Below are 18,443 nucleotides of genomic sequence, written 5' to 3' on the forward strand. Positions count from 1 at the left end.
GGCAGGAGACAGACATGAGTGAGCCACAGGCGGCTTCCGCTGCACAAAAACCGTCTATGCAGGACTATGAAAAGACGCTGGCGCAGAGCGCGGCTGATGTCGCCTCTTTCGATGCGGGCGACCAGTCGCTGCTTTATCGGATGCGGAATTTCCTGCATCACAATCCCGCTGCCGTGCCGCTGATCGTGCTCGTCCTGTCGCTGCTGGTGTTCGGCATCACGCTTGGCGGCAAGTTCTTCTCCGCTTTTGCGCTGACGCTCATTCTGCAACAGGTCGCCATCACCGGCATCATTGCCGTGGCGCAGACGCTTGTGATCCTGACCGCAGGTATCGATCTTTCGGTCGGTGCCATCATGGTCCTGTCATCGGTGGTGATGGGCCAGTTCACCTTCCGCTATGGGCTTCCCGCCGAACTTTCCGTTCTGTGCGGCTTTGCTACCGGCGCGCTATGCGGCTTCATCAACGGCTTTCTGGTGGCCTATGTCCGCCTTCCGCCCTTCATCGTAACGCTCGGCATGTGGCAGGTGATCCTCGCCACAAACTTCCTCTATTCCGCCAACGAGACGATCCGCGCGCAGGAAATCACGGCGGAAGCGCCGATCCTGCAATTCTTCGGCGAGAGCATCCGCTTTGGTGGCGCGGTCTTTACCTATGGCGTCATTGCGATGGTGCTTCTGGTTCTGCTGTTCTGGTATGTGCTGAACCACACTGCCTGGGGACGGCACGTCTATGCCATCGGTGACGATCCCGAAGCGGCACAGCTTTCCGGCGTCTCGGTCAAGCCGATCCTCATGTCGGTCTATGTGCTGGCCGGTATCATCTGCGCGCTTGCAGGCTGGGCGATGATCGGTCGTCTCGGTTCTGTGTCGCCGACCGCAGGCCAGTTCGCCAATATCGAATCCATCACCGCAGTGGTGATCGGCGGCATTTCGCTCTTCGGCGGACGCGGTTCCATTCTGGGCACCATGTTCGGTGCGCTGATCGTCGGCGTGTTTTCGCTGGGGCTGCGCCTGTGGGGCACCGATCCGCAATGGACCTATCTCCTGATCGGCGTTCTCATCATTGCCGCCGTCGCCATAGACCAGTGGATCAGAAAGGCTGCCGCATGAAAACGAACACCACGCCTGTTCTGTCTGGCAGAAGTCTGGTCAAGCGCTATGGTCGCGTCACCGCACTCGACCATGCCGACTTCGATCTCTATCCCGGCGAAATCCTCGCGGTCATCGGCGATAATGGCGCCGGCAAGTCCTCGCTTATCAAGGCGCTGTCCGGCGCGATCAAGCCGGATGAAGGGGAAATCCTGCTCGACGGCAAGCCGGTCAGCTTTCATTCACCGATGGAAGCACGGCAGGCGGGCATCGAGACGGTCTATCAGAACCTTGCTTTGTCGCCTGCGCTTTCCATCGCCGACAATCTGTTTCTGGGTCGTGAAATCCGCCGCAAGGGGCCGCTTGGCTCGCTGTTCCGCATGCTGGATCGCGGTGCGATGGAAAAGATCGCGCGCGAAAAACTGTCCGAACTGGGCCTGATGACGATCCAGAATATCGGCCAGGCGGTGGAAACCCTTTCGGGCGGCCAGCGTCAGGGCGTTGCGGTGGCGCGTGCCGCCGCCTTCGGCTCCAAGGTGGTCATCATGGACGAGCCGACGGCGGCGCTTGGCGTCAAAGAATCGCGCCGCGTACTGGAGCTTATTCAAGACGTGAAGCGGCGCGGCATGCCCATCGTGCTCATCTCGCACAACATGCCGCATGTGTTCGAGGTTGCCGACCGCATCCACATTCACCGGCTCGGACGCCGCCTGACGGTCATCGACCCGAAGGAATATTCCATGTCTGATGCCGTGGCGCTGATGACCGGGGCGATGAGACCGAAGGAAGCGGCTTGACCACTTGCGCTTGAACAGGGTTGCTGCGCCTTTAACACGGTGACAGGACGAATCACGGAAACCGGACATGACGCCTATTGAGCGCGAAGCCCTGCCTTCGGAAATTCTTGCGCGGCTGGCGGAAACCGACAAGCGCCTGATCGTGGCCATCGCAGGCCCGCCGGGAGCCGGAAAATCCACCATTTCCGACTATCTGCTCCATGCCATCAACAAGGGCGGCGAAACGCCGTCCATCGTCGTGCCCATGGACGGGTTCCATCTTGATGACGGGATTCTCGATCAGCGTGGATTGCTGAGCCGCAAGGGCTCGCCGCCCACTTTCGACTGCGCCGGATTTGCGGTGTTGCTGCAGCGACTGAAACAGGCAGAGGGCGAAATCTTCATTCCGGTTTTCGACCGTTCTCTGGAGCTGTCCCGCGCTGCGGCATCCGTGGTCGGCCCGGAGCATCGCGTGCTTCTGGTCGAAGGCAATTATCTGCTGCTCGATCAGCAACCATGGACGCAGCTTGCTCCCTTTTTCGACATGACGCTCTATCTGGATGTGCCCTTTGCAGAGCTGGAGCGTCGCCTGATCGAACGCTGGCTCAGCTTCGGTTTCGATGCCGAAACCGCCCGAAACCGCGCCCTTTCCAACGACATTCCCAATGCCGAACTCGTGGTAGCGCAGTCGCGCAAGGCGGATTTTGTCGTGGTCTCGGACGGGCGATAACAGGGAATTGCGCCTTTCAAGGGTTGCGGCGATGCGCTTGCGTCTGCATGATGGGAAAATCGCTTCATCAGTTTCCGACCGGAATAGTTCCCCATGACGACTTATGTTTTTGCGCCGCCTCCGCAGCCTTTTTTGCCTGTGAAGGGAACGGACGCGCGCTTTCCCGTGCACCGCATCTATTGCGTCGGCCAGAACTACGCTGATCACGCCATCGAAATGGGTGGTGATCCGACTCGCAACCCGCCTTTCTTCTTCCAGAAGAACCCGGACAGCCTCGTGATCGAAGGCGGTGATTTCCCTTATCCGCCGAAGACCGAGGACGTGCATCACGAGATCGAACTTGTGGTGGCGCTGAAGGCCGGGGGCACCGACATTGCTGTCGAAAAGGCGCTGGACCATGTTTATGGCTACGCCGTTGGCATCGACATGACGCGCCGCGACCTGCAGGCCGTGGCCAAGAAGGCCGGGCGCCCGTGGGAAGTCGCGAAAGCTTTCGAACACTCCGCACCCTGTTCGGCCATCGTGCCGGTGTCGGAAATCGGCCACCCGGAAAAGGCTGCGATTTCGCTCGCCATCAATGGCGAAACCCGCCAGTCGGGCAACCTCAACCAGATGATCTGGAAGGTGGCGGAAACCATTTCCTACCTGTCTTCGCTCTTTGAGCTGCAACCCGGCGATCTTATCTTTACAGGTACGCCTGCGGGCGTCGGACCGGTGAAGCGCGGCGACCGTCTGGAAGGCAAGGTCGACGGCGTGGAAACCCTCACCGTAACCGTAGTCTGATTCTCTTCACGTGGAGGAGCATGAATGAGCATCTATCTTCCCGATGACGTGCACGACGCTCTGGAGCGCTTCATCGCCGAAAAGCATCCTGGTCTCAACCAGACCGAGGCGATGACGCTTATCCTGCGCAAATGGCTGGTGCGTGAGGGCTATCTGTCGGCGGAGCCCGAACACGGCACACCGCCGGATGAACTGAACGCGACCAATGACGATTGAACAAGGCAGCAATTGACTATGGCCAAACAGCCGCCGGAAGGAGCGGGTCGCAAGACCGCGCTCGGGCGACGCCTTTTGATTCTCATGATTCTGGCAATTGTGCTCGTGATCGCGCTCGTCTGGATGAGCATTTATCTCTTCGATCCAAACGGCGGTCTAGACTTCGATGATCTCGGTATTTTTGCTTTTGATTTCAATGTGGTAGATGCAATGTCACCGCGCATTTTGTGAGTGCGTTAATCTTTTTGTTACCATTTGAAATATTCATTTTGGCCGAGCCCCGACGTTTAGCGCTTCCGTTTGCCGTCTTTTGCATGGTACATGATCCTCATCGACCGAAAGAATATTGACTGAAACGGGCGCTTTCCGATGCCTGTAAAGCCAAGAGGATCTGGATGGCATTCGAGGACATCAAGGCGGAAATTGCGCTGCTTTTCGAGCAAATGGTGAATCAGCCGCAAGACGCTCATGAAATCCGTGAAACGGTTCGCGAGAAGCTCAATACGCTGCGGGCCAGTGGTTTGCCTCTGCCTGAAGATCTGGTCGAGCTTGAAAAACGCATCGAAAAAGATTTCGATTCCTGAGAACGGATCCGGTCATGCGTTACGCGCTTTCCTCTTCTTCCTCCGCTGGTCTGGTCCGCAAGGGCCTCATGCTTCTTGGTTGTGCCGTGGCGCTCAGCGCCTGCAACACCACCAATGACGGCAAGCCCGTGAAAACGGCGCTGATCACGCAGACCGATACCTCCAGCCAGACCGCTTCCGCAGCAGGCAGCGCTGCCAGTGCCACGGCCAATGCCGCAGGCACGGCGACTGCCGATGCGGGCGCTGCTGCCGGAACGCAGACCGTCGCAGCCGTGACCGATCCTTCCGATCCGGTCCTGCCTGCCGTTGTTCCCATTCCCGGCATTCGTGGCCAGTCCGAACCGATGATGGCCTATGCCGGTGCGCAGGCTGCCGCTTCGCCGGCATCCGTTGCCGCCAATATGGCGTTTGAGACACCGGATCATGCGCCGGAAGAACTCGATGCGCTGATCACCAAATATTCCGTCGCCTATGACGTGCCGGAACGCCTTGTGCGCCGGGTCGTGCATCGCGAAAGCCGGTTCAATCCGGGCGCCCGCAACGGACCTTATTGGGGCCTGATGCAGATCAGCCATCCGACTGCGCGCGGCATGGGTTATACGGGCGCGGCCAAGGGTCTGCTCGATGCGGAAACCAATCTGAAATATGCGGTTCGCTATCTGTCCGGCGCCTATAAGGTCGCGGGCGGTGATGAAAGCCAGGCAGTCCGCTATTATGCGCGGGGCTATTATTACGATGCCAAGCGCAAGGGACTGTTGCAGGAAACCGGCCTCGACGGAAGCTGGAAGCGCAACGGACCGACCCGTGACGCAGCCGCTTCCATCCAGCCGGCATCCTTGCCGGAAGGTGGGACAGCACCGCTCCCCGGCGTCGCTCCCATTCAGGCTTCCTACGCACCGGCAGCGCAATAAACTTCCTATCAACCAACTGTCATCTTGACGCTGCAAAGCGATGGCAGTTTCCTGTTGAGAGCGCATCCCGAAAAGTGTGAAACGGTTTTCGGAAAAGATGCGCGTTAAAACAAAGGACTAGAGCGCCGATCTGACCCAATCAGATCGAAACGCGCTCTGGAACCGACGACAGGGAAATTTCATGAATGTAAGACTGCCTCATCCAGTCAAATGGAAATATGACCGGGCCGAATTGTGGGCCGATGGCGTCATCCATGTTCTGGGTGTCGGGCTGGCGCTTGCGGGCGCCATTGCCATGCTGATCTATTTCCTGCCGAACATGCCTGCGGCGACCTCGATTTCGTCGGGGGTCTATCTCGCGAGCCTTCTGGCGGCGCTCGGCATTTCGGCCGTCTACAATATCTGGCCGGTTTCCCCGACCAAATGGTTCCTGCGCCGTTTCGACCATTCGGCGATCTATCTGCTGATCGCCGGAACCTACACGCCTTTTGCCATGCATATGGGCGACCGCGCTCTGCCGCTGCTTCTCTTCGTCTGGAGCGTGGCTTTCGTCGGCATCATGCTGAAACTGTTCATGCCGGGACGTTTCGACCGGCTGTCGATCCTGCTTTATCTGGCGCTCGGCTGGAGCGGCGTCATGGTCTACGACACCATGGTGCAATCGCTGCCGCCAGCCGTTTTCTGGCTGATTGCAGCCGGTGGCATGGTCTATTCGTTGGGGGTGATCTTCCATGTCTGGGAGCGCCTGCGGTTTCAGAATGCCATCTGGCACGGCTTTGTCGTGGTGGGCGCGGCACTGCATTATTGTGCTGTGTTTTTCGTTGGCGCATGGAACTGAAGCCCGCTCTATTTCGGCTCTGACGGTCTGCAAATGGCGCACTTCTGCGCTTCCGGTGCTCATGTACCTAATGCATGTCTCCCAAAAGTGGGAACCGGTTTTGGGATAAAGACATGCAGGAAAACAAAAACTTAAAGCGTGTCGTATGACTACGATAAAATGCGACACACTTTAAAGTACACTCCGCTCCGGTTCTCGAATTGCACCATTTTCGTCGCGTCATAGCCAAAATAGCGAACGGGCTTCGGAGCGCGTGATTGCTCAATGAAAGTCTCGCGAGTTCGGCATGATTTTTACATTCCGCGGATGATGCGCCATCTGGGATGGAGCGACGAGGCGCTGCGCTTCGCGTCCGCTCATTTCGATCAGTGCTGCCGAACGATCCTGCAGCTTTGACGCCACCAGATGCACGACCCCTTCGGGACTGCGCTGGAGGCGACCTTCGATATGGATCAGCCGCGCGCCCATTACTTCGCGGCGAAACGCTTTCATGATTTTCGGCCAGACGACAATATTGGCGATGCCGGTTTCATCCTCGATGGTGAGAAACACCACGCCCTTGGCGCTGCCGGGGCGCTGGCGCACGGTGACGACGCCCGCCACTTTCATGCGGCGTCCATCGGCACCTTCCTGCACTGCGCGACAGGTTGAAACGCCTTCCGCTGCCAGACCCTCGCGCAGATATTGCAGCGGATGCCCTTTCAGCGAGAGCCGCGTCGTCTCGTAATCGGCAATCACATGCTCGGAAGCGGCCATTTCAGGAAGTTTTGTGCGCGGTTCCTCCGCCAGTTCGCTGGTTGCGGCGGCGCGGAACAGCGGCAGCGTTTCGTCATTGGGCAGACGGCGCACGGCCCACAGTGCTGCGCGGCGGTCGATATCGAGTGAGCCGAAGGCATCGGCATCGGCCAAAAGCGTGAAGGCGCGCCGGTCGAGCCGGAGACGCCGATGCATGTCCTCGATGGTGCGGTAAGGCTCCTGCCGGTCGGCAATCAGGAGTTCGGTGTCCCGTTTGGAAAACCCGTCGATCTGGCGGAAACCCAGCCGGAGCGCCGGTCGGATATCGAGCGTATCCTCCAGCATATTATCCCAGTGACTGAAATTAACATCGACGGGCAGCACCGTCACGCCATGCTCGCGGGCATCGCGCACGATCTGGGCGGGTGCGTAAAAACCCATGGGTTGGGAATTGAGAAGCGCGGCGGCGAACACTTCCGGATGGTGGCACTTGATCCACGCGGAAATATAGACCAGATGGGCAAAGCTTGCCGCATGACTTTCGGGAAAGCCATATTCGCCGAAACCCTTGATCTGGTTGAAGCAGTTTTCGGCAAAGGTCCGGTCATAGCCACGATTGACCATGCCTTCGATCATCTTTGTCTCCATCGTATGGATGGTGCCCATCTTGCGGAAAGTGGCCATGGCGCGGCGCAACTGGTTGGCCTCATCCGGTGTGAATTTTGCAGCCTCCATGGCAATGCGCATCGCCTGTTCCTGAAACAGCGGCACGCCCTTGGTCTTACCGAGAATTTGTAGCAACTCGTCGGGCGGCCCGTACTCCGGCGCTGGCGATGGCAAGGTGCAGGGTTCCTCATTGTTTCGCCGCCGCAGATAGGGATGGACCATGTCACCCTGAATGGGGCCGGGCCGCACAATGGCGACCTCGATGACGAGATCATAGAACTCACGCGGGCGCAGGCGTGGCAGCATGTTCATCTGGGCGCGGCTTTCCACTTGAAACACGCCGAGCGAATCTCCCTTGCACAGCATGTCGTACACGGCTTCGTCTTCGCGCGGCAAATTGGCCAGCGTCAGCTTCTTGCCATCATATTTTTCCGGCTTGTGCTGGTGAATGAGATCAAAGGCCTTGCGGATGCAGGTGAGCATGCCGAGCGACAGCACATCGACCTTCATCAGCCCCACCTCGTCGATATCGTCCTTGTCCCATTCGATGAAGGAGCGGTCTTCCATCGCCGCCGGGCCGATGGGCACGGTCTCGTCCAGTCGATCACGGGTCAGCACGAAGCCGCCGACATGCTGGGACAGGTGGCGCGGAAAGCCGATCAGCGTGATGGCCAGTTCCACCGCGCGTCGGATGATGGGATTGTCGGGGTCGAGACCCGCCTGTCTGATATGCTGCTTGTCGATGCCGCCGCCCGATATGCCCCAGACCGTATTGGCGAGCGCCGCCGTCACATCCTCAGTCAGGCCCAGCGCCTTGCCGACATCGCGAATGGCGCTGCGGGACCGATAGCTGATGACGGTTGCGACAATGGCCGCACGGTCTCTGGTGTAGCGGTCATAGACATATTGCATCACCTCTTCGCGCCGCTCATGTTCGAAATCGACGTCGATATCCGGCGGTTCCTTTCGCTCGACCGAAAGAAAGCGCTCGAACAGGAGATCGACCTGTGTCGGGTCCACACCGGTGACGCCAAGGCAGAAGCAGACAACGGAATTGGCCGCCGAACCACGTCCCTGACACAGAATGTTTTTGGAAATAGCAAACTGCACAATGTCATAGACGGTGAGGAAATAGGCAGCATATTGCAGCTTTTCGATCAGCGCCAGTTCCTTGTGGATCAGCGCCTGCACCTTCGGCGGGATGCTGTCCGCACCGTAATGACGGGCAGCACCTGCCCAGGTGAGATCATGCAGATGCTGTTGCGGCGTCTTGCCAAGTGGCACCGGCTCGTCGGGATAATCATATTTCAGCTCATCAAGCTGAAAAGTGATGGGCGCGACGAAATCGGCGGTAGCCTCGACTGCTTCAGCGTAGTCGCGGAACAGCCGCAGCATTTCCTTTGGTGGTTTCAGGTGGCGTTCGGCGTTCTTTTCGAGAAGCTGCCCGGCTGCGAAAACAGTCGTGTGGTGGCGGGTTGCCGTCAGCACATCCTGAAGCGCGCGGCGGTCGGGATGATGATAGAGCACGTCATTGGTGGCGAGCAGCGGCACATTGGCTTCGGCTGCAAAGCGGGCGATGCGTTCGGCCCGGCGCCCGTCATGGCCCTGATGCGGCATGGCGAGCGCCAACCAGACCGAGCCGGGGGCAGCTTGCGCAATCTCGGTCAGGCGCGCGGCAAAATCCGGCTCGTGGTCTTCAGGCGCAAAGACCGCGATCTGGAACTGTCGGGCGCGAAACAGCAGGTCGCCCCATTCGAGATGGCATTCGCCCTTGATGGCGGCGCGTGCCTTGCCCTCCGTCAGCAGGCGGCACAATTGCCCATAGGCAGCGCGATCACGCGGATAGACGACCATATCCGGCGTGCCGTCGGTGAAGGACAGGCGACAGCCGATGAAAAGCCGGAAATCGCTCTTGTCGCGAAAATCCTTCCATGCCGCATGTGCCCGCACCACACCGGCCAGCGTGTTGCGGTCGGCAATGCCGATGCCGGACAGGCCAAGCTCATGCGCACGCGCTACCAGTTCCTGCGGATGCGAAGCGCCGCAAAGGAAGGAGAAATTGCTGGCAGCAGCCATTTCGAAATAATGAGCCATCACGCGAACAGTCCGTGTAAAAACCAGCGCGGATGATTGGCACCGTCATAAAGGCCTTCGCGGAAAATCCAGAAGCGCTGGCCGTTCTCGTCTTCCACCCGGTAATAATCGCGCAGTTCCGGAACCGTGTGACCGATTGCGAGCCACCATTCCGGTTCGATCCTTTCAGGTCCTTCGGCAAGGCGCACATGATGGCGCACCCGCCGCCACAGGAAAAACGAAGGCGGACTGTCGGGCACTTCCGCCACGCTTTCAATCAACTGCGGCGGGCGAAACAGTTTTATGGGACGCAGAGGCGGGTCGTTGGGAAGTGCTGGGGGAAGTGCTACTGTGTTTTCGTAATCGGCTTCGCCCTTGCTGTCCGTGTGCAGAGCAGGGCGCAGGCCGAAAGCCCGTTCAGGAATATGCGTGTTGCGCGAAAAGGAGACGAGAACGCGGTTCTGTCCAAGCCGCGCCGAAAGCCGGTCGACAAGCTGGCTAAACCCCGCTTCATCTTCCTCATGCTGGTCGAGCCCCGTCTGGCGCTGGGCGATTGGCGCGCTGCGCAGCGCTGCCAGCCGGATCATGTCGAAGCCGAAACCTGCATCGAGCGGGTCGGTCAAGGCGTTGAGCCTTTCACGCGCAAGGCGCAGGAAAACCTTGTCGCTGCGCAAGGGCTGGCCGGTCTCGATGTGGATATGACGCATTTCGCCGTCGACACGGAAGAAGGAGGCCTCAATCAGAAGCGCGCCTTTGCCCTCCGGTTCAAGCTGCGCAAAAAGCTCCTGCGCCAGTTCCTGCAAGATGCGTTCGACCAGTTCCATTGCGGTAACCGGCTCTGACAGGCGGCGCTCGACGGTACTGAGCGGCATGATGCGCATGGGGGAAATCGGCGCGCGCTCCTGCCGCGCCAGCCGGTCGAGCCGGGTCGCAAGATCGGTGCCGAAGCGGGCGGTGAGTGCGGCGCGCGGAAGCCCCATCACATCGCCGATGCGTTTCAATCCGGCGCGCTTGAGGCCGGTTTCGGCAGCTTGCGTCAGTTCAAGCGCGGAGAGCGGCAGGCGGGGAAGCAAGCGGTCGGCCTCTGCTCTGCTGAAGACACTGCCCTTCGTTCTCCGTGCCAGAAGCCGCGCGGCAAAACTGTTATCGGCAATCGCCGCCTGTACGCCAAGCCCGGCCCGTTCCAGACGCCGGATTGCATCGGCACGCATGGCGTCGAGCCCGCCAAAAAGATGCGCACAGCCGGTTATGTCGAGCATCAGCCCATGCGGCTCATCGAAGGCGACAAGCGGCGTGTAGCGCTCGCACCAATGGGCAAGACGCTTGAGCAATGCCGCATCATGTTCCGGTGCTGCCGTTGCCACTTCAAGCCGTTCCACGCGGGCGCGCGCATCCGTCAGTGCCATACCGGGAAAAAGGCCGAGCTTTGCCGCTCCGGCATCCACTGCTGTCAGGCGCAGCGCATTGGCCGTGCGTTCGGTCACAACCAAAGGCAGGCGCGGTTTACCGTCAGGCGGAGCGCTGTTGCGAAGCCGGTCGGTCGGCAGAAACGGAAACCAGAGGGCGAGAAACAGACGTTCTGCCATCCCGTTCGTTAGCACCAAATTCCTGGGTTTCATTGTTCCATTCCATGATCCATTGCCCGCATGTGCCGTGGCGATTGCGTTCCAGAACCGCCGAAAAGACAGGCTTGCCGGGTGCGTTCGCTCCACTTGAACGGGACGGCGCGGGCGCCACCCGCCAGCGGCTGACGGCAGCGCTTTGCACAGCCGTCCGATGGCTCCGGAGCAGGATGACGGGCAGCTGCGCGGTTTCGGTTGCCAGAAGCAGACGACGCGAAGCGGTCAGGTCGAGGCATTTCGGCTGGCCTGTCACCGAGGCGACGACGCCGGAAACAAGATGCGAAGCCTTGCCGCCGGTTCCGGCTTCCAGCGCATCATTTGCCGCCTTCAGGACATCCTGTGCCGTGGGGCAGCGCACGATCAGAAGTCGCGACGGATCGATCCCGAAGGCATGAAGTCCCGGCGGATAAAGCCCGCCATATTCACTTGCAGCACTTTCTTCCTCGATCCAGATAATCGGGCGACGAGGCTCTATGGCGCGTTCTGCCGCACGGGCGGCAAAGGCGAGCGCAAAGCCGGTCGCAGCCATATGCGCGCCGGGGTTTTCGGCAAAAACCTCATGCAGCGCGTCGCCTGCCAGACCATGCGGAAAGGCAGCATCCGCTCCGGCAAGGCCGAGCGTGAAACTGCGCGCCCGCCCGAAGCCCGTTTGCCCCTGATTTGCAAAACTGCCTTGCGGATCGTTGCCTTCAATGGTCGTAACCATGCGCCGCAGCGCCGCGATGTCGATGCCGCTCACGTCTAGATTCCATCTTTTTGTTCTCTATATGTTCTAGTATTGAATCGAGCGAGGCAAGAGTCAAGCGGGATCAGAAATCAGTCCAGTGGACTGATTTCCTTGCGTAGGCGTTTCACACTTTTCGGGATACGCTCTATCATCGCGATAGTGGTTTTGGATTAGGCGGCGTCCCTGAAAGGCACGCCTGCCAGTTGCGCCAGATGGCCGGGAAGGTCGGTGCCTGCACCCGCCGCATTGATCGTGTCGAAATAATCATGCCAGCCGGTGGCGGTGATTCCGGCAATCAGCATGTCGAGAGCTGCTTCATCCGGGAAACGCCAGATGGCGAAGAAACTCTGGCTGGGCGCAAAAGACTTTGTCGCGTCGACGGGACCTAATGCCAAGGCCTCGATACCGAGCGCGCCAAGCCCGCCCATACCCGCGCCGACTTTCTCAAAGAAGGCCTGCCTGCCTTCAGCATCGAGCGCGTGCCAGCTCGATTTCGGGGAATAAAGCTCGGCGAGGTAATAGGTCATGTCATATCCCTTAGGGTTTCATTGATCTTGAAAGAGCGACCGGCATCGGTGCGGCTCCAGATACGGCGCAGCAAGGTGCTGAGAAGCTGCTGTTCGCCTGACGAGAGATCGCTCATCAGGCTTGCAATCCATGCGGTATGTTGTTCGAAAAGCTGTTGCGCCAGCAGCGCCCCTTCGGATGTCAGCCGGACAGTCAGTTTGCGGCGGTCCTCGCTATCCGCGTGACGCTTGAGGAAACCATCGCGCTCCAGCCCGTCCAGCAGGCCGGTGATGGTGGCACGCGTGACACCTGCGCGTTCTGAAAGCTCGTGCGGCGAGAGGCCGCCGGGCACATTGTGCAGCAGAAACAGCAGGACGAACTTGCCCTCCGAAAGCTTGTGCGGTGCCAGCCGGCTGGCGCAATCCCGGTCAATGGCCGCAGCAAGCGACAAAACTTCAAAGCAGGTTTTCAGCGCGTCGGTGGACGGGCTGTGCCGGCGTTCCATTTCACCCAGAAGGGCGCGATGCTTTTGTTCGATTATCTCCATACGGTACCTGATAGTAAGGTGCCGTATTAAATGCAAGCGGATTTGAACATGCGAATGAAAATCAGGGGAGCTTGATCGATGGATATATGCGGTTTATATATGATCCATATATGAACCGTATGGTCTGGACAATGATATGGGTATCGTGAAAATCGCTGACGAACTGCATGAGGAACTGCGCAAGGCGAGTGACGTCATGTGCCGTTCGATCAATGCGCAGGCTGAATACTGGATGAAGATCGGCATGCTGGCGCAGGCTTATCCCGACCTGTCGTTCAACGAGATCGTGCAGATGCAGTTGCGCGCAGCGCAGGTCGAGCTGCCGGTTCTGCCCGTTCTTACTGTGCAGTCGTCATGACCAAGACCCCTGCCGAAGTGGAGAAAATGGCGGCATCCGGCGCGCTGCTTGCCTCTGTTTTTGCGCTTCTCGACCGCACACCTCTGGCAGGCATGACCACGATGCAGGTCAACGATCTGGTCGAGGATTATATCACCCGCGAATTGCAGGCGCGGCCTGCCAGCAAGGGGCAATATGACTATCCCTATGTGCTGAACAGTTCCAAGAACGAAGTCGTCTGCCACGGCATGCCGTCGGATGATGAGATCATTGAAAACGGCGAGATCATCAACTTCGATATCACGCTGGAAAAGGACGGCTATATCGCCGATTCCAGCAAGACCTACATGGTCGGCGAGGTTGCCCCCTTCGCCTCGCGGCTGGTCCGTGTGACCTATGAGGCGCTGTGGAAGGGGATTGCTGCCGTGCGACCCGGCGCGACGCTGGGCGATATCGGCCATGCCATCGAGCGTCACGCCAAGCGGCATGATTACAGCATCGTGCGGGAATATTGCGGCCACGGTATCGGCCGCGAGATGCACGAGGAACCGCAGGTTCTGCATTTCGGCAAGCCCGGCACCGGCGTGCGTCTGCGCGAAGGCATGGTGTTCACCATCGAGCCGATGCTCAATCAGGGAACGGCCAAGGTGAAGACCGAAGAGGACGGCTGGACGGTGGTGACGCGCGACGGAAAATTGTCAGCGCAGTTCGAGCATACGGTCGCAGTCACCGCGAATGGCGTGCGGGTGCTGACTTTGCGTCCCGGTGAAGAAAAGATGCTGGCGGGTATAAAACACGCCGCTTGATCTCATGCGATCCTGCCGGTCATCCAGAGCACAAAGACAATTGTTCCGCTCTAAAAACAAAAAGCCCGCCGGGAAGGCGGGCTTTTGTCCGGATGGGATATGCTTATTTGCGATCACGCGCAGCAAGCGTGCGCAGACGCAGTGCATTGAGCTTGATGAAGCCTGCGGCGTCCTTCTGGTCGTAAGCACCCTGATCGTCTTCGAAGGTGACGAGCTTGTCGGAATAAAGCGACTTGTCCGATTCGCGGCCGATCACCATCACATTACCCTTATAGAGCTTGAGCGTGACTTCGCCTTCAACATGGCGCTGGCTGTGATCGATGGCGGCCTGCAGCATTTCGCGTTCCGGCGAGAACCAGAAGCCGTAATAGATCAGTTCCGCATAGCGCGGCATCAGCTCATCTTTCAGGTGCGCCGCACCGCGGTCGAGCGTAATCGATTCGATGGCGCGGTGTGCTGCCAGCAGGATCGTGCCGCCCGGCGTTTCGTAGACGCCACGCGACTTCATGCCGACGAAGCGGTTTTCCACGAGGTCGAGACGACCGATGCCATTGTCGCGGCCATAGTCGTTGAGCTTGGCAAGCAGCGTTGCTGGCGACAGACGTTCGCCATTGATCGAAACGGCATCACCTTTTTCAAAGCCGATCTTGATGATCGTTGCCTTGTCGGGCGCGGTTTCCGGTGAAATGGTGCGCATATGCACATATTCCGGTGCCTCGACAGCCGGATCTTCCAGAACCTTGCCCTCGGACGAGGAGTGCAGCAGGTTCGCGTCGACGGAGAACGGCGCTTCGCCCTTCTTGTCCTTGGCAACCGGAATCTGGTGCTGTTCGGCGAATTCGAGCAGATGCGTGCGGCTCTTGAACGACCAGTCGCGCCATGGGGCGATGATCTTGATGTCCGGGTTCAGCGCATAGGCCGAAAGCTCGAAACGAACCTGGTCGTTGCCCTTGCCGGTCGCGCCGTGCGCGATGGCGTCGGCGCCGGTCTTCCTGGCGATTTCGATCAGGTGCTTGGAGATCAGCGGGCGGGCAATCGAGGTGCCGAGCAGGTAGACGCCTTCATAGACGGCATTGGCGCGGAACATCGGGAAAACGAAATCGCGCACGAATTCTTCGCGCACGTCCTCGATGAAGATTTCCTTGATGCCCAGCATTTCCGCCTTCTTGCGGGCTGGCTCAAGTTCTTCGCCCTGACCGAGATCGGCAGTGAAGGTCACAACTTCCGCGCCGAGTTCCGTCTGAAGCCACTTCAGGATGATCGAGGTGTCGAGGCCGCCCGAATAGGCGAGAACGACTTTCTTAACGTCTTTCCACTTGCTCATAATAAACTTCCGTCTCATCAGGCGCTCCAGAGCGGCGCCCAAAATTTGTCCGTAGTTCTTTTAGCAGTTGCCAAGCAGCGTGCAAGCCGAAGGGCTGCGACTTATCGCGAAAACTCATGCGGATTACGTGATCTGTGGTTCGCCAACTTCATAAACAACGAGTTTGCGGTCGCCAATACCAAGCCCAGGCCAGGCCGCACGCCATTCGGCAATATGGGCGGAGGCAAAATGCCGGTCGAGCGAAGCACGGTCGCGCCACATCTCCTTCACATGGATGAGACCCGGTTCGAGAATATCTGCGGCATAGCCATAGTCCACACAGCCATCCTCCGCCCGGCTGGCGGAGATCATGCGCTGCATGGCTTCACGCGCTTTGGCGAAGTTTTCCGGCGGCAGGCGGACGGTCCCTACGATCAGCAGCATTTCTGTCTCCATTCCACTGTTTCATTTGCCCGGAAATTATTCTAGCGTGCGCCATCTCTTGGAGCACATTTCGATGTCTTTTCTGACAAACCTGACCTTCATTCCCGAATGGACGATTTTTGTCCAGTTCGCGATAGCAACCGCGATCCTTTCCATTACCCCCGGTCCTGACATGACGCTTTTCGTCGGGCGCGCCCTGTCCGAAGGCAAGGCCGCAGGTTTTGCCTGCATGGCTGGCGCCAGCACCGGCATCGTCATTCACACAACCATGGTGGCGCTCGGCCTTTCGGCGCTCATTCTGGCGTCTCCTGCAGCTTTTACGGCGCTGAAAGTGGTGGGGGCGGGCTATCTGGTCTGGCTGGCCGTGCAGGCGATCCGCAAGGGATCGGCCTTCTCGCCGGAAAAGAATGGCGGCAAGAAGCATACGCTGTTCCAGAACTGGCTGACCGGTCTTGGCATCAACCTTTTGAACCCGAAGATCATCCTGTTCAACATGACCTTCCTGCCGCAGTTCGTCTCCGCGCATGACCCGCATGCCATGGGTAAATTGTTCTTCCTCGGCCTGTCGTTCATTCCGATGGCGCTGCCCTTCACCATTCCGATGGTGGTGGCGGCAGATCGTTTCGCCGGGCTCCTGAAAAAGAACCCGACCGTGACGCGCATCGTGGACTGGATGTTTGCGGGTGTATTCTCGGCCTTTGCGCTGAAGATCATCACAGCACAGGCAAAATAGAGCATTTCCAGCAAAAGTGCGAAGCGGTTTTGCGTAGGACAATGCGAATGAAAAAGCCATTTCCAGCAAAAGTGCGAAGCGTCTCCGCGGGGAAATCAGTCCACTGGACTGATTTCTGATCCCGCTTCGATGCGTAGGACAATGCGAAAAAGAAGATGGATTTTATTCAACCGGGCGAGTTAAAAGCCGCCCAGCATTGCGCCCTGCCAGCAGCCAGTAGACGAAGCTGCCGACGACACCGGCGCCTGCTATGGCTGCGATCCAGAGCGAGCTTTCCGGCACGCTCCGGCCATCGCTGAACGGAAGCGATGCGCCTGCGGCGGCAAGCCCGATCAGGGCGCCCGCAACACAATAGAACAGGGACGATTTGTAACCGCGCGCTTCAGCCAGAATGATGAGGATGAGTGCGGGCACAAAGCTGAACCCGCCAGCCATGGCTGCAATGGCAAAACCGCCAACGAAGACGGCGCTCCAGAAGCTGGTGGCTGCAAAGAGCGAACCGGCATCCGGGTCGCTTGCCATCATGACGAAATCGCTCATGAAGGAATCGATCCCGAGGGTGCGGAAAAGGATGGCGGCGAGAAACCAGCCTGCCGTCAATACACCGCAGCAATAGCCGAATACCACGATGGCGAAGCGCGTTATGTAGTCGAAAGTATCGTTCAAGCGCGCTCACCCATCGGTTTATTCACCCCGTTATTCACCATGCCCGGCAATCATCATGGCTTCGAGTGCAAGGCGCTCGCTCTTGCGCATGCGCTCCGATTCCGACTTAAGCTGGCCGCAGGCCGCGAGAATGTCGCGACCGCGCGGGGTGCGGATCGGCGATGCATAGCCAGCTGCGTTTACATAATCGGCAAATTTCTCGATCTGCTCCCATTCCGAGCACTGGTAATTGGTGCCGGGCCACGGGTTGAACGGGATCAGATTGATCTTGGCCGGAATGCCCTGCAAAAGCTTTACCAGCAGCTTGGCATCCTCAAGGCTGTCATTGATGTCCTTGAGCATCACATATTCGAAGGTGATGCGCTTTGCATTGGACAGGCCCGGATATTCGCGGCAAGCCTTGATGAGCTGTTCCAGCGGATACTTCTTGTTGATCGGCACCAGAATGTCGCGCAACTCGTCGCGCACGGCGTGCAGCGAAATGGCGAGCATCACACCGATCTCGTCGCCGGTGCGATAGATTTCCGGCACGACGCCGGAGGTCGAAAGCGTGATGCGACGCTTGGAAAGCGACAGGCCATCGCCATCGGAAGCGATAATCAGCGCCTTCTTCACTTCCTCGAAATTATAGAGCGGCTCGCCCATGCCCATCATCACTATATTGGTGATCTTGCGGCCCTCGGCGGGCACCATGGCGCCGTCTGGTGTATCCTTGTCCGGGAAATCGCCGAGCCGGTCGCGGGCGGTCAAAAGCTGCGCCAGAATTTCTTCAGAGGTCAGATTGCGCACCAGCTTCTGCGTGCCGGTATGGCAAAACGAGCAGGTGAGCGTGCAGCCGACCTGAGAGGAAACGCAGAGCGTTCCGCGCCCTTCTTCGGGAATGTAGACGCTTTCAATTTCGACCGGACGGCCTGCGCCGCGCGGCGGAAAACGGAACAGCCATTTGCGGGTGCCGTCCTGCGAAATCTGTTCTTCGACCACTTCAGGCCGCGCAATGGTGAAATGCTGCGCCAGCATAGCGCGCAAATCCTTGGAAATATTGCGCATGTCGGCGAAATCGGAAACGCCGCGCACATAGAGCCAATGCCAGAGCTGGCTGATGCGCATCTTCACCTGACGCTCGGGCACACCGGCCTTGATCAGCGCTTCGGCCATTTCCTCGCGCGACATGCCGATGAGCGACGGCTTTGCCTCCAGGCTGGCGCGCGCATGGCGGGCAAGCTGGTCGCGCGTATCATCAATGGTAAGGTCGAACGAAATGGACATCTGTTTTCAACTGTTGGAGACGACGGCTGAAGCGCGTCGATAAGCTTCGCCAGATAATCTGGCCCGAATGCATGGATAAATAGGG

Annotated in this window: 21 protein-coding genes; 12 read left to right on the forward strand and 9 right to left on the reverse strand. The window is 59.0% G+C overall.

The window, feature by feature from the left end; genetic code table 11:
• The first annotated feature begins 14 nt into the window (after window positions 1-14).
• The 9 genes from KWJ32_RS06585 (at window position 15) to KWJ32_RS06625 (ending at window position 5,926) form a co-directional block, all read left to right on the forward strand.
• The gene (locus KWJ32_RS06585; RefSeq protein WP_010657874.1) at window positions 15-1,109 is read left to right on the forward strand and encodes an ABC transporter permease; all 1,095 of its coding nucleotides are present in this window, start codon (window positions 15-17) and stop codon (window positions 1,107-1,109) included.
• The gene (locus tag KWJ32_RS06590; RefSeq protein WP_125300500.1) at window positions 1,106-1,885 is read left to right on the forward strand and encodes an ATP-binding cassette domain-containing protein; all 780 of its coding nucleotides are present in this window, start codon (window positions 1,106-1,108) and stop codon (window positions 1,883-1,885) included. The genes KWJ32_RS06585 and KWJ32_RS06590 overlap by 4 nt, the downstream gene beginning before the upstream one ends.
• A gap of 67 nt (window positions 1,886-1,952) precedes the next feature.
• Window positions 1,953-2,594: a nucleoside/nucleotide kinase family protein gene (locus tag KWJ32_RS06595; RefSeq protein ID WP_011982303.1), complete on the forward strand. Its 642-nt coding sequence runs from the start codon at window positions 1,953-1,955 to the stop codon at window positions 2,592-2,594.
• Between the two features lie 93 nt (window positions 2,595-2,687).
• Complete coding sequence (locus tag KWJ32_RS06600; RefSeq protein ID WP_151609695.1) at window positions 2,688-3,377, forward strand: fumarylacetoacetate hydrolase family protein; 690 nt, start codon at window positions 2,688-2,690, stop codon at window positions 3,375-3,377.
• 24 nt (window positions 3,378-3,401) lie between these two features.
• Complete coding sequence (locus KWJ32_RS06605; RefSeq protein WP_010657878.1) at window positions 3,402-3,593, forward strand: hypothetical protein; 192 nt, start codon at window positions 3,402-3,404, stop codon at window positions 3,591-3,593.
• An 18-nt stretch (window positions 3,594-3,611) separates the two neighbouring features.
• Window positions 3,612-3,824, forward strand: coding sequence for a hypothetical protein (locus tag KWJ32_RS06610; RefSeq protein ID WP_011982305.1), 213 nt, complete (start codon window positions 3,612-3,614; stop codon window positions 3,822-3,824).
• Between the two features lie 164 nt (window positions 3,825-3,988).
• Window positions 3,989-4,177, forward strand: a complete 189-nt coding sequence (locus tag KWJ32_RS06615; protein ID WP_010657880.1) for a hypothetical protein — start codon at window positions 3,989-3,991, stop codon at window positions 4,175-4,177.
• Window positions 4,178-4,191: 14 nt separating this feature from the next.
• Window positions 4,192-5,088: a lytic transglycosylase domain-containing protein gene (locus KWJ32_RS06620; protein ID WP_040129029.1), complete on the forward strand. Its 897-nt coding sequence runs from the start codon at window positions 4,192-4,194 to the stop codon at window positions 5,086-5,088.
• 181 nt (window positions 5,089-5,269) lie between these two features.
• A complete protein-coding gene (locus KWJ32_RS06625) occupies window positions 5,270-5,926 on the forward strand; it encodes a hemolysin III family protein (protein ID WP_010657882.1) in 657 nt (218 codons plus the stop codon).
• Between the two features lie 261 nt (window positions 5,927-6,187).
• On the opposite strand, the gene KWJ32_RS06630 is transcribed toward KWJ32_RS06625, so the two are convergent.
• The 5 genes from KWJ32_RS06630 to KWJ32_RS06650 form a co-directional block, all read right to left on the reverse strand.
• Window positions 6,188-9,421 (reverse strand): error-prone DNA polymerase, encoded by a 3,234-nt coding sequence (locus KWJ32_RS06630; RefSeq protein ID WP_151609697.1) that lies wholly within the window; start codon window positions 9,419-9,421, stop codon window positions 6,188-6,190.
• A complete protein-coding gene (locus KWJ32_RS06635) occupies window positions 9,421-10,974 on the reverse strand; it encodes a DNA polymerase Y family protein (RefSeq protein WP_151609770.1) in 1,554 nt (517 codons plus the stop codon). Before KWJ32_RS06635 ends, KWJ32_RS06630 begins: the two co-directional genes overlap by 1 nt.
• Complete coding sequence (locus tag KWJ32_RS06640; protein ID WP_094514613.1) at window positions 10,910-11,761, reverse strand: hypothetical protein; 852 nt, start codon at window positions 11,759-11,761, stop codon at window positions 10,910-10,912. Before KWJ32_RS06640 ends, KWJ32_RS06635 begins: the two co-directional genes overlap by 65 nt.
• Before the next feature lie 158 nt (window positions 11,762-11,919).
• Window positions 11,920-12,276, reverse strand: a complete 357-nt coding sequence (locus KWJ32_RS06645) for a DUF6616 family protein (protein WP_011982310.1) — start codon at window positions 12,274-12,276, stop codon at window positions 11,920-11,922.
• Window positions 12,273-12,803, reverse strand: coding sequence for a MarR family transcriptional regulator (locus KWJ32_RS06650; protein WP_151609699.1), 531 nt, complete (start codon window positions 12,801-12,803; stop codon window positions 12,273-12,275). Before KWJ32_RS06650 ends, KWJ32_RS06645 begins: the two co-directional genes overlap by 4 nt.
• A 136-nt stretch (window positions 12,804-12,939) precedes the next feature.
• Between KWJ32_RS06650 and KWJ32_RS06655 the strand changes: the two genes are divergently transcribed.
• Together KWJ32_RS06655 and map are read left to right on the forward strand one after the other, a co-directional pair.
• Window positions 12,940-13,161 (forward strand): ParD-like family protein, encoded by a 222-nt coding sequence (locus KWJ32_RS06655; protein WP_061344766.1) that lies wholly within the window; start codon window positions 12,940-12,942, stop codon window positions 13,159-13,161.
• On the forward strand, window positions 13,158-13,946 hold the full coding sequence (gene map / locus KWJ32_RS06660) for a type I methionyl aminopeptidase (protein WP_151609701.1): 789 nt from the start codon (window positions 13,158-13,160) through the stop codon (window positions 13,944-13,946). Before KWJ32_RS06655 ends, map begins: the two co-directional genes overlap by 4 nt.
• 103 nt (window positions 13,947-14,049) lie before the next feature.
• Here the strand turns inward: map and KWJ32_RS06665 are convergent, their stop codons facing one another.
• Both KWJ32_RS06665 and KWJ32_RS06670 read right to left on the reverse strand, forming a co-directional pair.
• Entirely contained in the window at window positions 14,050-15,270 is a 1,221-nt protein-coding gene (locus tag KWJ32_RS06665; RefSeq protein WP_040129026.1) for an argininosuccinate synthase, read from the reverse strand.
• 123 nt (window positions 15,271-15,393) lie between these two features.
• Window positions 15,394-15,693, reverse strand: coding sequence for a putative quinol monooxygenase (locus KWJ32_RS06670; protein WP_029926030.1), 300 nt, complete (start codon window positions 15,691-15,693; stop codon window positions 15,394-15,396).
• Window positions 15,694-15,766: 73 nt separating this feature from the next.
• Between KWJ32_RS06670 and KWJ32_RS06675 the strand changes: the two genes are divergently transcribed.
• Window positions 15,767-16,426: a LysE family translocator gene (locus KWJ32_RS06675; protein ID WP_010657892.1), complete on the forward strand. Its 660-nt coding sequence runs from the start codon at window positions 15,767-15,769 to the stop codon at window positions 16,424-16,426.
• A 162-nt stretch (window positions 16,427-16,588) separates the two neighbouring features.
• Here KWJ32_RS06675 and KWJ32_RS06680 read toward each other — a convergent pair whose 3' ends face one another.
• Together KWJ32_RS06680 and rlmN are read right to left on the reverse strand one after the other, a co-directional pair.
• A complete protein-coding gene (locus KWJ32_RS06680; RefSeq protein WP_151691164.1) occupies window positions 16,589-17,092 on the reverse strand; it encodes a hypothetical protein in 504 nt (167 codons plus the stop codon).
• A gap of 30 nt (window positions 17,093-17,122) precedes the next feature.
• Entirely contained in the window at window positions 17,123-18,358 is a 1,236-nt protein-coding gene (rlmN, locus tag KWJ32_RS06685) for a 23S rRNA (adenine(2503)-C(2))-methyltransferase RlmN (RefSeq protein WP_029926026.1), read from the reverse strand.
• Window positions 18,359-18,443 lie beyond the last annotated feature (85 nt).

This window comes from Ochrobactrum sp. BTU2 (assembly GCF_024539785.1).
Classification (GTDB): Bacteria; Pseudomonadota; Alphaproteobacteria; order Rhizobiales; family Rhizobiaceae; genus Brucella; species Brucella anthropi.

What these genes read in the sequence shown, in the direction of transcription:
- KWJ32_RS06585 (WP_010657874.1), top strand. Translation starts at nt 15, where the DNA reads ATGAGTGAGCCACAGGCGGCTTCCGCTGCACAAAAACCGTCTATGCAG.
- KWJ32_RS06590 (WP_125300500.1), top strand. Translation starts at nt 1,106, where the DNA reads ATGAAAACGAACACCACGCCTGTTCTGTCTGGCAGAAGTCTGGTCAAG.
- KWJ32_RS06595 (WP_011982303.1), top strand. Translation starts at nt 1,953, where the DNA reads ATGACGCCTATTGAGCGCGAAGCCCTGCCTTCGGAAATTCTTGCGCGG.
- KWJ32_RS06600 (WP_151609695.1), top strand. Translation starts at nt 2,688, where the DNA reads ATGACGACTTATGTTTTTGCGCCGCCTCCGCAGCCTTTTTTGCCTGTG.
- KWJ32_RS06605 (WP_010657878.1), top strand. Translation starts at nt 3,402, where the DNA reads ATGAGCATCTATCTTCCCGATGACGTGCACGACGCTCTGGAGCGCTTC.
- KWJ32_RS06610 (WP_011982305.1), top strand. Translation starts at nt 3,612, where the DNA reads ATGGCCAAACAGCCGCCGGAAGGAGCGGGTCGCAAGACCGCGCTCGGG.
- KWJ32_RS06615 (WP_010657880.1), top strand. Translation starts at nt 3,989, where the DNA reads ATGGCATTCGAGGACATCAAGGCGGAAATTGCGCTGCTTTTCGAGCAA.
- KWJ32_RS06620 (WP_040129029.1), top strand. Translation starts at nt 4,192, where the DNA reads ATGCGTTACGCGCTTTCCTCTTCTTCCTCCGCTGGTCTGGTCCGCAAG.
- KWJ32_RS06625 (WP_010657882.1), top strand. Translation starts at nt 5,270, where the DNA reads ATGAATGTAAGACTGCCTCATCCAGTCAAATGGAAATATGACCGGGCC.
- KWJ32_RS06630 (WP_151609697.1), bottom strand. Translation starts at nt 9,421, where the DNA reads ATGGCTCATTATTTCGAAATGGCTGCTGCCAGCAATTTCTCCTTCCTT.
- KWJ32_RS06645 (WP_011982310.1), bottom strand. Translation starts at nt 12,276, where the DNA reads ATGACCTATTACCTCGCCGAGCTTTATTCCCCGAAATCGAGCTGGCAC.
- KWJ32_RS06650 (WP_151609699.1), bottom strand. Translation starts at nt 12,803, where the DNA reads ATGGAGATAATCGAACAAAAGCATCGCGCCCTTCTGGGTGAAATGGAA.
- KWJ32_RS06655 (WP_061344766.1), top strand. Translation starts at nt 12,940, where the DNA reads ATGGGTATCGTGAAAATCGCTGACGAACTGCATGAGGAACTGCGCAAG.
- map (WP_151609701.1), top strand. Translation starts at nt 13,158, where the DNA reads ATGACCAAGACCCCTGCCGAAGTGGAGAAAATGGCGGCATCCGGCGCG.
- KWJ32_RS06665 (WP_040129026.1), bottom strand. Translation starts at nt 15,270, where the DNA reads ATGAGCAAGTGGAAAGACGTTAAGAAAGTCGTTCTCGCCTATTCGGGC.
- KWJ32_RS06670 (WP_029926030.1), bottom strand. Translation starts at nt 15,693, where the DNA reads ATGCTGCTGATCGTAGGGACCGTCCGCCTGCCGCCGGAAAACTTCGCC.
- KWJ32_RS06675 (WP_010657892.1), top strand. Translation starts at nt 15,767, where the DNA reads ATGTCTTTTCTGACAAACCTGACCTTCATTCCCGAATGGACGATTTTT.
- rlmN (WP_029926026.1), bottom strand. Translation starts at nt 18,358, where the DNA reads ATGTCCATTTCGTTCGACCTTACCATTGATGATACGCGCGACCAGCTT.